Here is a 13,144-nt window from a genome sequence, read left to right on the forward strand (position 1 = left end):
ATCGATTTTTTGCGGCAAGGTGCGCGGTTGGTGGCCAAAAAGGGTACTCATAATGTTAAAATTTGTACCGAAAAACGGACATTCTTTTTGAGGATTGACGATTTGATAGGTTGGCGAATGTTCCAGTAGACCAGTTAATGAATTTTCCGTTTGACCAGATAATGAACTTTCCAGTTGACTAGTTGCAGGCGGGCTAGTTGATGGGTGTGGACATTCTTTCGCCCTTCTTAGTTCGATGCGTTTGCGAGTTTGCTAATGTGCTAGTTGGGCCGTTAATGCGTTTACCCGCCGATGAATGGCAAGCTAATTTGGTTTGTTATGCAAATACCCAGTAGATTTGCAAGTTCTCAATCAACTCCTTGTAGCTTGCAAAAGCCAAAAAAATGGGGCAATGGCTTTCGTTTTCAAAATAAAATGACGATATTTGCATACTGCTTAGCAGTGGTCGAAGTTGCCGATGATAACGGCTGTTGGCATAAATGGCGGGCGAAAGCAGAAAAGACAGTAATTCAAGAACGTTTTTGGTGGGCCTGATGGGCAACGCCAAGCTGGCTTGGAGCTTTGCCCCTGGCGAGAAATTGGAAATCGCCTACACGGAGTGTTTGGCGAAGCGGAAAGGCAAAAACGCACTTTTGAAGAACAAGAAAATGAACAACAATACGCAAAAACATGAGCTATTTTAGAAGGATGCTTGCCTTGTCGGCCCTGCTTGTGGTCGTTTTATCGGCAGCAGCACAAAAGAAATTCGCGGTTTACGCCGCAGGATTTTACAACCAAGAAAACCTGTTTGACACTTGCCACGACGAAGGCAAGCGCGATTACGAGTTTCTGCCAAGTGGCTCGTACAAATGGAATGGCATGAAATACACCCACAAACTGCACAACATGGCACGCGCTTTGGCCGATATGGGTACCGATGTGCTGCCTGGGGTGGGGTGCGCCGTTATCGGATTAGCCGAAGTGGAGAACGCCAAGGTGCTGACCGACCTCACTGCGCAACCCGAATTGGCGGCTCGTGGATATAAGTTTTGCCATATAGAAGGACCCGACCGCCGCGGCATAGACTGCGCATTGCTATACAATCCTGCACTTTTCACCGTGCGCAACGTTAAACTTGTGCCCTACGTGCAAAGCTTGGAGAAGGATAGCGCTTTCTATACACGTGGTTTTCTAACGGTGAGCGGAACGCTGGCAGGCGAACATGTAACAGTGGTGGTATGCCATTTGCCCAGTAGGTTTAGCGATTCTTTCTATCGCGAGCAGGGCGCAAGGCAGATTTTGGCCATTCGCGACTCCGTTCAACGCGAGGACAAAGACTGCAAAGTGCTGATAATGGGCGACATGAACGACGACCCGATGGACAAAAGCATCAGCCAAGGCCTGCGTGGAAAAGCCAACATGAGCGAGGTGGGCGAGGGCGATATGTATAACCCTTGGTACAATGTGCTGACCAAAGAGGGGGTGGGTACGTTGCAATTTCAGGGCTCGTGGAACTTGTTCGACCAGATATTGCTCTCTAAAAACCTGCTCAACGCCAATGGCTCGAAAGACTTTACGGCACTAAAATATTGGAAAAACCAAATATTTAAACGCGATTACCTCTTCCAAACCGAGGGCAAGTATAAGGGGATGCCTAAACGAACAACGGCAGGAGGCGTGTGGCTCGATGGTTTTAGCGACCACCTTCCCGTGGTGGTTTATCTGGTAAAAGAGAAAGAATAGCAGGCAGACAGGCCTTTATGGCGTTAAACGCCGCGTTAAACAATAATGGTAGAACGACACCCTTTGAAACCTTTTTTGCCCAATGGATGCAAGCTGTTAATGCTGGGCAGTTTCCCGCCTTCGCAAAAGCGATGGTGTATGAACTTCTTTTATCCCAACTTCACCAACGACATGTGGCGCATCTTTGGCTTGGCGTTCTTCGAAGATAAGCAACACTTCGTGGACGAGGCCAACAAAACGTTTAAGCTAGACGAGCTGAAAGCCTTTCTCACTGCAAAGGGCGTGGGCATATACGACACGGCAACGGCTGTTAACCGCACCACGGGGACTGCCGCAGACAAGGATCTTGAAGTGATAGAACCCACCAACCTTGACGAACTTTTGCTGCAAGTGCCCGATTGTAAGAATGTGGTGGTGACGGGACAGTTGGCTGCCGATGTGCTTAGGGCACACTTCAACATTGCCGAACAGCCCAAGGTTGGGGCGTATGTTCCGTTTATCTTTCAACCCGACGGTCGCGAAATGCGGCTCTACCGCATGCCAAGCTCTTCGCGTGCCTATCCGCTTAAAGTGGAGAAGAAAACCGAATGGTACAAGGCGATGTTTGAAGAAACCTTGTAGTAATGGGCTTATAGATGTGAAGAAAATTGTAAACAGGACAACAATATCCACTCAATAAAACGATAACACGATGCAAAAGACAACGATAATAGGTATTGCTGGCGGAACAGGTTCGGGCAAAACAACGGTGGTGAAGAAAATAGCAGAGGCGTTGCCACCCCATTATGTGGCGGTGGTTCCACTCGATTCGTATTACAACGACACGTCGGACATGACCGAAGAAGAACGGCATGCCATTAACTTCGACCACCCCGACGCTTTCGATTGGAAACTGCTGACCAAGCATGTTAACGACCTTCGCAGTGGGGTAGCCATCGAACAGCCCACATATTCGTACCTGCTTTGTAACCGCTTAAAGGAAACGGTGCACGTTGAACCTAAGCCCGTTATCATCATCGAGGGCATCATGACCTTGCTGAACAAACGCCTACGCGACATCATGGACTTGAAAGTATTTGTTGATGCCGACCCCGACGAGCGGTTGATACGTAATATTCAGCGCGATACCATCGACCGTGGCCGAACGGTTTCGATGGTGGTGGAACGTTATTTGGAGGTACTCAAACCCATGCACGAGCAGTTTATCGAGCCCACCAAACGTTATGCCGACTTGATTATACCGCAAGGCGGCGAGAATGAAAAGGGTATCGGCATTTTGTGTAGTTATATCGAGGGGCTTGTTCCTGTGGAGTAAGTCCCCACAAACAACTCGTTAAGTTGTCAACTTATTAGCCTATCAACTTGTCGTCTTTTGCGCCTGTAAAATCTCATTCTGCTTGCGATAAATCAATAAAAATTGCTAAACGCCTAGTTTTTTTGTATGAAACTATTGCAAAGTATTTGCTTTTATGCTATCTTTGCAATATAATTAGAGAAAAGAATATTAATTTAGAAAATCAGTTTTAGCAATGAAGAGATTTATACTAGCGTCTATCATGATGCTTTCATTAGGGGTAACAGTCTACGCAGACAATCAGGAAATCCGAGATTTGAAGACCCAACAAAAGGCATTGAAGTTGCAAACGCAGCTTACCAACACCCAATTGCAATACGAAAAGGCAATAGCTTCGCTAGCCGAACTAAGAAAGAAGGCAGCCGATGTCAATGCAGAGGCTAATGCAAGTGTGGTTACTGGGTTGAGTACTCGTGATGCCGAGGCTACCGCCAAGGCAGCCAAGGCTAGGGCAAAAACGCTTAAAGAAGTAACCAAGATGAACAAGAAGCTGGCCAAGGAGCAGAAGAAGGTGGAGAAACTAGAAAAGAAAATGGAAAAGATTCAAGACAAAATTTCCAAGCTGAACCAAAAAGTTGAGTTTGTTGGAGGTTGGAGATAAGCTCCATTAGATTCTTGTTTAAGAAGTAATAAGGCAGGGTGAGGAGTATTCCTCGCCCTGTTTTCGTGTAATGCTGGTTCTGGAAATTAGCTTTGTTGGCTTTAAATCTAGTAGTTGAATGGCTTGTATTGCTGATAATTAGTGATACAACCCATAGCCGTTCCCACCAATCATCCTTTCTTCCGCCTGCTCTTTACGGGTTGCTCCCTTGTTTGTTTCAATCTTTTTTTATAACTTCGCAGTTGGTTAAGGCAGTTTCTATTGAAGCCGTTTGCATCCAGTTAAACAAGACATGATAGACAGAGCAACCATAGAGAAGATACAAGAGGCAGCCAACATCGTGGATGTGGTTTCCGAGTTCGTAACCCTGCGCAAGGCCGGGGCGAACTATAAAGGGTTGTGCCCGTTTCATAACGAGCGCACACCATCGTTTATGGTGTCGCCTGCGCGTGGCATTTGCCATTGCTTTGGTTGTGGAAAGGGTGGCACCCCCGTGAGCTTTATCATGGAACACGAGCAAATGACCTATCCAGAGGCATTGCGGTGGCTGGCCAACAAGTATCATATCGAGATTAAGGAACGCGAACTGAGCGACGACGAACGGCGCGAACAGAACGAACGCGAGAGCATGTTCATCGTTAACGAGTGGGCTGCGAAACATTTTGAAGACACGTTACACAATAATGTAGACGGGCTTGCCATCGGCATGCAGTATTTTAGGAGCCGTGGTTTTAGAGACGACATCGTGCGAAAGTTTCGCTTGGGGTTCGACCTTAACGACAGAGAGCTACTGGCGCGCACGGCAAAAGACAAGGGATATAACGTAGATTTCTTGGTAAAGACGGGACTTTGCTATCGTACCGACGACGGACGGTATGTCGATCGCTTTGCCGGGCGTGTTATTTTTCCGTGGTTTGGCGTTAGCGGAAAGGTGGTTGGCTTTGGCGGAAGACTGCTAGACTCGCGCACAAAAGGCGTACAACAGAAGTATGTTAACTCGCCCGACTCGGATATTTACCATAAGGACCACGAACTATATGGCATTTTTCAGGGCAAGAAAGCCATTGCCAAAGAAGATTGCGTGTACATGGTGGAGGGCTACACCGATGTTGTTTCAATGCACCAGTGTGGCGTTGAGAACGTGGTGGCTAACTCTGGTACGGCCCTTAGCATACATCAGATACACACCTTACACCGCTTTACCTCGAACATTGTGCTGCTTTACGATGGCGATGCGGCGGGCATACACGCCGCCTTACGTGGAACGGATATGCTGTTGGCCGAGGGAATGAACGTAAAAGTGTTGCTTTTCCCCGATGGCGACGACCCTGACAGCTTTGCCAGAAAGCACAATGCCGAGGAGTTTAGGAAGTATATTGCCGACAATCAGACCGACTTCATACAGTTTAAAACGCGTGTTTTGCTCGATGGTGTTACCGATCCTGCTCGCCGTTCAGAGGCAATCTCATCCATCGTGCAGAGTGTTTCGGTTATTCCCAACCAGATTTTGCGCGACACTTACTTGCACGATTGCGCCCAACGGCTAGGTGTGGCCGAAACAACGCTCATCAACAGCATGAACAGATACATACGCGAGAGCCGCGAAAGGCGGTCTACGGAAACGTCACGTGCGGTTCAGGAGAGTATGGAAACAACGCCACGGCCCACCATTCAGACGGTTACACCACTGCAACAGGCGGCGAAGGTGGAGCGTATGTTGGTGGAACAGGTGGTGAAGTACGGCGAACGGATTGTGCTGCGCAACGTGGAAGATGAGGATGGAAACTTGCTTAACCTCACCGTGGCGCAGTTTATTCAATATGATTTCATGCAAGACGAGTTGGCGTTTCAACATCCGCTATTTAACAGAATTTTGCAAGAGGCGGCAGAAAGGAGCGTGTATCCCGACTTTAAAGCAGAGCCTTACTTTGTGCATCACGAGGATATTGAGCTGAGCAAGCTGGCAACCGAACTGTGCATGGATCCGTATCAGTACCTAAAACTGAAACAACCCGAACCCATCCATCCGCTAGACGAGGAAGAGAAACGACTGAAAGAAAAGGAGAAAGAGGACGAACTGCGCCAACGAACGGTGCATTTGCTGCTCGATTTTCGCCTTGATTATGTGGAGCATCGCCTAAAAACGCTGCAAACGGAGATTGCACAAGCGGCCAGCGACCCTGAAAAACTGATGCAGCTAATGGCCGAATTTAAGGACATGCAGACAATTCGCAACGAGTTGGCACGGCGATTGGGCAGCGAAATTTTGGTTTAAAAAGGTGAGGTTTAGGGGGCGTAAGCCGCTGAATATTGAAGCTTCTGTGTGATATGATGATGGAGTTTAGGCGTTTAGAGAGCCTAAACTTCTTTGTTTTGATGCGTTTGTTGATAATGTTCAACCATGCCTTTGTTTGCCTGTTGTAAGGCCCTTGTTCGGGAGTAGGCTTTGGTTGGGGATGGTACAAGCTTTTTGTAGGCAGGCTACAAACGGCTTGTACTGCCAGTACAAAATGCTTGTAGCCTGCCTACAAAGTGCTTGTAGCACCACTACACGTTGCTTGTAGTGATAGGTTTTCTTTTTATCTTTGGTTTATTTCCTCTTTTTCTTTAGTTTATTTCCCATCCCATCACCGCCGACACCAGGGGAACGAGTGTCATGCAGAGCTTTTGTTGTCCCGAATAGTTGGGGTGGTAGCTTGCGCCAAGGTCTTTGTCTACGGTAATAATGCCTGGCATGAACTCGGCAAAGTGCACATCCTTGTGCGCAGACAGCCGTTGTTGCAGCACCTTAAAGCTTGCAGAGAGGTACGCGCCTGCCGAATGGGGACGAATGCAGATAACGGGTACTGGCCCATATTGTTTGCGAACAAGCTCGATAAGCTTAACGTATGCGCCCACATATTGCTCAACAGAGGGCGTAATGATGGTGGAATAGTCGTTTGTGCCAAGGTTTATCAGCACCAATTGGGGACGATAGGCCTTGAAATCGTAAGGGGTGGTGGCGTAATGGTCGAAGAGTTGTAGGTAGCGTTGCGACATGTTGCCTTTCGAAATCTGCACCGTGTCGCCCCAATTGCGCACCATGCCGCGGCCAGAATGGGCTGCCAACACATAGTCGGCCCCGAAATAGCGGGCCAATAGGCAGGCATAGGCCTTGTCGCAGTTTTCTGTTTCCAGTTTAAAGGGGTCGGTAGCCTTGTTGCTTTCTGTGCCATAGCCGCAGGTGTACGAGTCGCCAATCACTTCGATAAGCCGCTTGGGGGCGGGTACGGCATGCAACGAACCGCCCTTAGACAAGAGCAAGGCGTGCACCGTGGTGCATCCGTATTCGCCTTCGGTGCATTTTTGCAGCACCAGTTGGTGCTTTCCGCTCTTCAAACCGTTTGCCAGCACCATGCGTTGGGGCGTGTTGCCCTTTACCCTAATCTTCTTTATCCACTTGCCGTCGACGAAAACGTTGTGATAGCTTTCGCCTTCGTCTGAGATTAAGACGGCAATCTCTGTACCTGTAAAGCCTGTTCGCAGGTAGGTCCCCACCCAATCATAGCGCACGGTGCCTGCTGTGGCGTTGTATTCCACGCGTCCGATGTATTGCACTTCGGGGCTGGTGGCTTTAATTTGCGTGTCGTTGGCTGCCTGCGCTGTGGTTGGAACAAGGGCGGCGAATAGGATAATGAGGGCAGCGAATATGGATTTAAGCACGGGCCGTGTTGAAGTGGCCGTGCTTGTTGCACCTATATAATAAGGTGTGTGGATGTTGCAGATGGGGTTCATGTTGGTGGGTTAGGGTTTTGTTAGCGTTGTAATGATGAATGATAAAGCAGCTAGGCTGCCTTGCCTTAATTGAGAAATGCCTATCGGGTGGGGGCAAAAACAAACATTGCCTGTGGCTGTTTGGCAACCGCAGGCAATGTCGTTTTGTGCAGGAAAGCACCCTTTGTGGGGTGGGCGAGTGGGCTAGGCTGACGTTTTGCGCACAGAAAACCCCTTCGCCATGCTTTTCTCGAGGCTTATTGTTTCACTACCTTGCGTGTTTTGCCTTGTGCATCTTTGATGATATACACGCCCTTGCGATTGGTGTTGTTTACGCGAACGCCGTCGAGGGTGTATATTTCCACTTGGTTGTTGGCCTCAACGCTGGGCAAATTGTCAATGCCTGTGGTTACGTTGATGGTGTAAAGGCGATATTTGCTTAGGTCGTTGCTGGCAACCAGCACGGTGGCCTTGCCGTTTTCTACGGCTTTTGCTACCAGTGTGCCTTGTCCTTTGGTCTTCACAGTGATGTCGTCGGCAGTTATATTGCCTGTGGCATGGGTATATTCGGTGGTGTTTTCTGCGAAGTTTGCAAGTGCTTGACCCTTTATGCTGATGCCTTCAACGCCAAAGTTGTACACCAATTCGAGGTCGTCTACGTATAATTCGTCGCTTCCGCTGCCCTTGCCTGCATCGGCGTTTGTAGAAAGCGTAACGAGAATGGCTTTCGGGTCGATGCTGTTATTAACGTAGCTGAAGGGGATGGACAAACGTTTCCATTCGCCTTTGGTGTCGGCAATCTCGTTGTTAATGGCCTCTGCCATCTTTTTGTAGGTCTTTCCCTTCTCTTCCGGCAGCTGATAATAGGTGCCGTCGGTAATCACTGCCTTGGCTGTTGCGTATGGATGGTCGGCAGAAGGTTTGCCTTGTTTGAACTTCACCCACAATGAAAGGCTGTCGGGACGGCCGCTTAATTCGGTGTAGAATGGGTCGCCATTGCCGTCTTTGTCTTTGTTGGCGAGGTCGAGGAACGAGTTGTTCTTGGCATTCGAAGGCGATGATGAACCTGCATTCAGTCTGCCCGTCGTTAATGTTCCGTTGGCAATAACGCTGAAAAAGAAAAAGTCTATCTCTCTCGACTTAATTAAAACGCAGCTTTTTCCCGTTGAACCAGGGCGAGTTTGGTCGCTGCTGATGGCTGCATCTGTTTGTGCTGAACTAGCAAACGAGCCCATAACGCTCTGGAACGAGTGCCAGCGGTTTGGCTCTTTGCTTGCCCCGAAGGTTTCAAAGTTGCTGTTAGGCACTTGATAGCCTTCGCCGAACACCACTTTAATAGTCATTCCGTTAAAATTGATGTCGATGTTGGCATGTAGCTTGTCGACTGATTCTTGTGCAAGGAGGTTGATAGGCACATTCCCTAAGCTGCTTATTGGCACGTTCCTGTTGGCTTGAAGTAAGCGCGCATTGCCCAGAGCGTAGGGCGTGGCAGGGATGTTGATGGTGCCAATGTTAAGTTCTTGACCACTTAGGCTAATCGAAAAGTTTTTCAGCGAGAGGGTGTAACTGCCATCGCCTTGTTGGTCTACGTCGATGGATGCAGTCTTGTTGCTGAGTGTTTCGCCATTAACGGTTACCACAAGTCTGCCCGTGTAGCTTTTGGCAAATGCGGTAAATACGCCTAACGCGACGAATAATGTTGTAAAAAACCTTTTCATACTATTATTTTTATTTGTGGCGGACATGCTGCTGTTCGCCTTGTTGAACAAGTTGCAAAGCTAATAATTTTTTTTGATATTACGCGTTCTTTATACATGAGAAAAGGCTTAATTTGACATATTTTACGTAACTTCGCAGTATGAAACTTGGAATGTTATTGTTTATGCTCATCCCTATTGTTGGGCATATATATGTGTTTTGGCATGTTTGGAACATCGTTCCGCTGCATAATTGGCTGAAAATCGTGCTACTTGCATTGCTCTCCTTGGGCTTTGTTGCGTTGGTTTTCAGTTTCGGTGTTGGACTAAATAAAGTGCCAATGCCACTTGCCACGTGTATTTATGAATTTGGAACGTCTTCGATTTTCGTGCTGCTCTATGCCGTTATGCTCTTTCTTTTGCTCGACATAGGGCGGTTGGTGCATCTTGTTCCCAAGCATTTCATGTATAACAGCTTGCTTGGAACGCTCACCGTATTGGGCATTTTGCTGTCTGTATTTGTGTATGGCAACATTCATTATAACAATAAGGTGCGCCAAGAGTTGCATCTAAACACTTCTAAGCATCTGGACAAACCGCTTAAAGTGGTGATGATTAGCGACCTGCACCTGGGATACCACAACCGCAGGGCGGAGTTCGCACGTTGGGTGGACTTGATAAACGCCGAACGCCCCGACCTTGTTCTCATTGCTGGCGACATCATCGACATAAGCGTGCGGCCGCTGTTGGAAGAGAACATTGCCGAGGAGTTTCGCCGAATAAAGGTGCCCATATATGCTTGTTTGGGTAACCACGAGTATTATAGTGGTGACGCTAACGCCGAAAAGTTCTATCGAGCTGCCAACATCAACTTGCTGCGCGACAGCGTTGTGCAGGTGATGGACCTCAATATCGTGGGGCGCGACGACCGAACTAATGGGCGAAGAGCATCGCTTAAAACGCTGATGGGCAAGGTGGACCCCTCTAAATACACCATATTGTTAGACCATCAGCCCTACCATTTGGAAGAGGCGCAACGTGCAGGGGTGGACTTTCAACTTAGCGGACATACCCATTATGGGCAGGTATGGCCCATATCATGGATTGAAGATGCCATCTACGAAGATGCGTATGGGCCATTGATGAAGGGCAACACGCGCTATTATGTCACCAGCGGCATTGGCATTTGGGGCGGAAAATTTAGGATTGGCACACGCAGCGAATATGTGGTGACCACAATATCGCAAAGCTTTTAGGCTGAGAAATACGTAGATGTGGCGAACACGACGGATTAGAAGGGCGCTGGGCCACGAGGATTTTAAACACAGATGAAAAGCAACTTTAAACTGACACAGGCACATCTTAGCGCATGGTTCGGCGAGTTTAACCGCGATTATTTCGGGGGAAAATTGCCCGTGCCGCGCCTGATGCTGTCGCGTTCGAGAACGCAATTGGGCTCGATGCGCTGTAAAAGGAGGGTTCGGCAGGGGCGAGTAGAAACTTTCGATTATGCCATTCATGTGAGTGTGCTGTTCGAACAAGACGAGAAAGGTTTTAAAAACGTGTTGCTGCACGAGATGATACATTATTATATAGCGTACAACAACATCCAAGATACGGCTCCCCATGGCGATGTTTTTAGGGCGATGATGAACAGACTAAATAGTGAATACGGCTGGAACATGAAGGTTTCTGAAAGGGGAAAGGACTTGCAGGTGGCGCAAGAGCATGTTCCGCGGCGCGAATATTTGGTGTTGGCACTGTCGCTTTCTTCGGGTAAAAAGATGTTTTCGGTGGTCTCGCCGTGTAACTTTCGTAAGCTAGACGGGCAGATTAAGCGTGTTAGAGAGGTGGAAAACTATGGCTGGTATGTGTCAAAAGACGTGTATTTCAACGGGTATCCAAAGGTTAGGACGTTGCGTGGCGTGCCTGTTTCGCCCGACTTTTTCGACGAAATGCTGAAGAAGATGGAACCTTTGGTCCTTCCTAAATAATAAGATGTTAGTGCTTGTAGTGCGAGTCTATGATGGGGCGACGGCTTTCAATTGTCCTTTTTAGAGTAATGGTGAAAGCAGTCGGATGAGCGATTCCCATAGTCGGGCAAGGAAAGGCCGGTGTGCAAATATGTCGGGACTGTCTAGTACGATGCACTCGGCCTCGTCGGTTAAGAACACTTCTTTCATCTTCAAAGCCATCTCCTTGTCGTAGAAAAACACATTGGCCTCGAAGTTGTTTTCGAAACTTCGGAAGTCTACATTGGTAGAACCGCAGGTGCAAAGGCTGTCGTCGCACACCAGCAGCTTGCTGTGGTTAAAGCCAGCGCAGTAAAAGCAAATCATAACTCCTGCCTCCAAAGCCGCTTGCACATACGAGCGGCCTGCCCACTCAATTATTTTAGAGTCGGTTCTTGCAGGGAGCATCAGGCGGATGTCTACTCCTGCTTGCCTTGCTGTTCGCATAGCGAAGAGTATCGGCTCGGTGGGCAAGAAGTAAGGCGACTCCATATAGACGTATTTCTTGGCCTCAAGCAGTATGCGCATGTAGCCTTGCATGATGTCGGGCCAAGGCGAAACTGGGCTGCTTGTTACCACTTGCGCGATGCAATTGTTGCTAATTTGGGGCGAAAGCACGGGATAATACACCTTGTCGGTGATAAGTGTGCGCGCCATAAAGTACCAATCCACCAGGAATGCGCGCTGAATGCCATACACCACGCCGCCTCGAAGGCGCACATGTGTGTCGCGCCATTCTTGCTTGCGCGTGCCTTTCACGTACCGCAAGGCCACGTTCATGCCACCGATGTAGCCCGTTCGGCCGTCGATAATGCAGAGTTTGCGGTGGTTGCGGTAGTTCATCTTGCTGGTGAACATGGGAAAACGAACGGGCATGAACGACTGAACCTGTACGCCACCCCGCGCCAAGTGGTCGAAAAAGCTGTTGCCAACGCTCCAACAGCCCACATCATCGTATATCAGACGCACCTCTACACCTTGCTTTGCCTTGTCGATGAGGGCGTCGGCAACCAGTCGGCCCAGTGCATCGTCTTCAATAATGTATGTGCCCAGGTGTATATGGTGGCGCGCTTGGCCTATCTCGGCAAGCAAGTCGAGGAAGAAATCGTGCCCAGTGGTGAATATCTCCACCTCGTTATCCTTGTAGGGCAGGGCCAGGCTGAGGTTGGTGAAGAGGTTGATTAGTTCTTTGTGGGCGTCGGGCAGTTGCAGTTCGCCCTGTTCAACGTATTCCAGCATGCTGCGTTTGGTGAGCCTGTCCATGCTCCTTTGACTGATGAGGCGTTCCTTGCGCGTGTTTTGTCCGAAGAAGAAGTAGAAAACGATGCCCACCACAGGTACGAAAGTAAGCACAAGAAGCCACGCCATGGTCTTGGCTGGCTGCCTATGGTCCATCAGAACTCGCACCATCACGCCAATGGTGACGATGATATAAAGTGCGATTATGGCCGTGTGGAGATATTGCATAGGCATACTTGTTGCTACTCTTGCTGTCGTAGGGCTTTTGTGTTGCTGTCTGGAATGAGACAAAATAGCGAAACTAGTCCTAGTTCGGCCCGTTTCCTCGTTCTGTTTTATAGTGGGAAAGCTGTTCCACTCTGTTTGGTTCGTACCACTTTCCTCGTTCTGTTTTACAGTGGGAGAGCTGTTTCACTCTGTTTGGTTCGTACCGCTTTCCTCTCCTTACGTTATGCACAAAAATACGCATTGTTTTTATAACTACAAAATAAACGGCTCACAAATACAGGCTTCTGGGATGATTTAAACATTTGTTTAAAGGAAGTCGTCTCGACTTTAAATATTTCTATAAATTGAGGGGTGCGGGACAAGTCAACTCACCGGCTTATAAACTTACGAAACCCAACAACTCCCGAATCCGCCACCTCATCAACAAAAGCCTCACAAACTAACCCATTCAAAAACTTAAAATAATTATTTTTATTTTACGATATTGTTCTAATGATCACTTCGTTCTAGCGAAAATGTAGGCCGAAAAGTAGGTAAA

The 13,144-nt window shown here is 48.4% G+C and carries 10 protein-coding genes; 7 read left to right on the plus strand and 3 right to left on the minus strand.

Annotated elements, in window-relative coordinates:
* The first annotated feature begins 687 nt into the window (after positions 1–687).
* The 5 genes from HMPREF2955_RS04765 to dnaG all read left to right on the plus strand — a co-directional run bounded on the left by HMPREF2955_RS04765 (position 688) and on the right by dnaG (position 5,952).
* Positions 688–1,722: an endonuclease/exonuclease/phosphatase family protein gene (locus tag HMPREF2955_RS04765; protein ID WP_083317630.1), complete on the plus strand. Its 1,035-nt coding sequence runs from the start codon at positions 688–690 to the stop codon at positions 1,720–1,722.
* Between the two features lie 45 nt (positions 1,723–1,767).
* Positions 1,768–2,343: a uracil-DNA glycosylase family protein gene (locus HMPREF2955_RS04770; RefSeq protein WP_210401273.1), complete on the plus strand. Its 576-nt coding sequence runs from the start codon at positions 1,768–1,770 to the stop codon at positions 2,341–2,343.
* A gap of 70 nt (positions 2,344–2,413) precedes the next feature.
* Positions 2,414–3,037 (plus strand): uridine kinase, encoded by a 624-nt coding sequence (udk, locus tag HMPREF2955_RS04775; RefSeq protein ID WP_070721476.1) that lies wholly within the window; start codon positions 2,414–2,416, stop codon positions 3,035–3,037.
* 214 nt (positions 3,038–3,251) lie between these two features.
* Positions 3,252–3,677 carry a SlyB protein gene (locus HMPREF2955_RS04780; RefSeq protein WP_070721478.1) on the plus strand — a complete coding sequence of 142 codons (426 nt, stop codon included), beginning with the start codon at positions 3,252–3,254 and terminating at the stop codon, positions 3,675–3,677.
* Between the two features lie 292 nt (positions 3,678–3,969).
* On the plus strand, positions 3,970–5,952 hold the full coding sequence (gene dnaG / locus HMPREF2955_RS04785; RefSeq protein WP_070721480.1) for a DNA primase: 1,983 nt from the start codon (positions 3,970–3,972) through the stop codon (positions 5,950–5,952).
* A 332-nt stretch (positions 5,953–6,284) separates the two neighbouring features.
* On the opposite strand, the gene HMPREF2955_RS04790 is transcribed toward dnaG, so the two are convergent.
* Positions 6,285–7,451, minus strand: coding sequence for an SGNH/GDSL hydrolase family protein (locus HMPREF2955_RS04790; RefSeq protein WP_246830069.1), 1,167 nt, complete (start codon positions 7,449–7,451; stop codon positions 6,285–6,287).
* Positions 7,452–7,687: 236 nt separating this feature from the next.
* Positions 7,688–9,148 (minus strand): calycin-like domain-containing protein, encoded by a 1,461-nt coding sequence (locus HMPREF2955_RS04795; RefSeq protein WP_070721496.1) that lies wholly within the window; start codon positions 9,146–9,148, stop codon positions 7,688–7,690.
* 140 nt (positions 9,149–9,288) lie between these two features.
* Between HMPREF2955_RS04795 and HMPREF2955_RS04800 the strand changes: the two genes are divergently transcribed.
* Both HMPREF2955_RS04800 and HMPREF2955_RS04805 read left to right on the plus strand, forming a co-directional pair.
* The gene (locus HMPREF2955_RS04800) at positions 9,289–10,383 is read left to right on the plus strand and encodes a metallophosphoesterase (RefSeq protein WP_070721481.1); all 1,095 of its coding nucleotides are present in this window, start codon (positions 9,289–9,291) and stop codon (positions 10,381–10,383) included.
* A 72-nt stretch (positions 10,384–10,455) separates the two neighbouring features.
* Complete coding sequence (locus HMPREF2955_RS04805; protein ID WP_070721484.1) at positions 10,456–11,121, plus strand: SprT-like domain-containing protein; 666 nt, start codon at positions 10,456–10,458, stop codon at positions 11,119–11,121.
* 60 nt (positions 11,122–11,181) lie between these two features.
* On the opposite strand, the gene cls is transcribed toward HMPREF2955_RS04805, so the two are convergent.
* Positions 11,182–12,606, minus strand: a complete 1,425-nt coding sequence (gene cls, locus HMPREF2955_RS04810) for a cardiolipin synthase (protein WP_019188906.1) — start codon at positions 12,604–12,606, stop codon at positions 11,182–11,184.
* Positions 12,607–13,144 lie beyond the last annotated feature (538 nt).

The sequence above is a fragment of the Prevotella sp. HMSC073D09 genome (assembly GCF_001814145.1).
Lineage (GTDB): Bacteria > Bacteroidota > Bacteroidia > Bacteroidales > Bacteroidaceae > Prevotella > Prevotella conceptionensis.

Bases quoted from the DNA above. Each gene is read 5' to 3' on its own strand.
- HMPREF2955_RS04795 (WP_070721496.1), bottom strand. From the start codon at position 9,148: ATGAAAAGGTTTTTTACAACATTATTCGTCGCGTTAGGCGTATTTACC.
- HMPREF2955_RS04770 (WP_210401273.1), top strand. From the start codon at position 1,768: ATGGTAGAACGACACCCTTTGAAACCTTTTTTGCCCAATGGATGCAAG.
- HMPREF2955_RS04800 (WP_070721481.1), top strand. From the start codon at position 9,289: ATGAAACTTGGAATGTTATTGTTTATGCTCATCCCTATTGTTGGGCAT.
- udk (WP_070721476.1), top strand. From the start codon at position 2,414: ATGCAAAAGACAACGATAATAGGTATTGCTGGCGGAACAGGTTCGGGC.
- HMPREF2955_RS04780 (WP_070721478.1), top strand. From the start codon at position 3,252: ATGAAGAGATTTATACTAGCGTCTATCATGATGCTTTCATTAGGGGTA.
- dnaG (WP_070721480.1), top strand. From the start codon at position 3,970: ATGATAGACAGAGCAACCATAGAGAAGATACAAGAGGCAGCCAACATC.
- HMPREF2955_RS04805 (WP_070721484.1), top strand. From the start codon at position 10,456: ATGAAAAGCAACTTTAAACTGACACAGGCACATCTTAGCGCATGGTTC.
- cls (WP_019188906.1), bottom strand. From the start codon at position 12,606: ATGCAATATCTCCACACGGCCATAATCGCACTTTATATCATCGTCACC.
- HMPREF2955_RS04790 (WP_246830069.1), bottom strand. From the start codon at position 7,451: ATGAACCCCATCTGCAACATCCACACACCTTATTATATAGGTGCAACA.
- HMPREF2955_RS04765 (WP_083317630.1), top strand. From the start codon at position 688: ATGCTTGCCTTGTCGGCCCTGCTTGTGGTCGTTTTATCGGCAGCAGCA.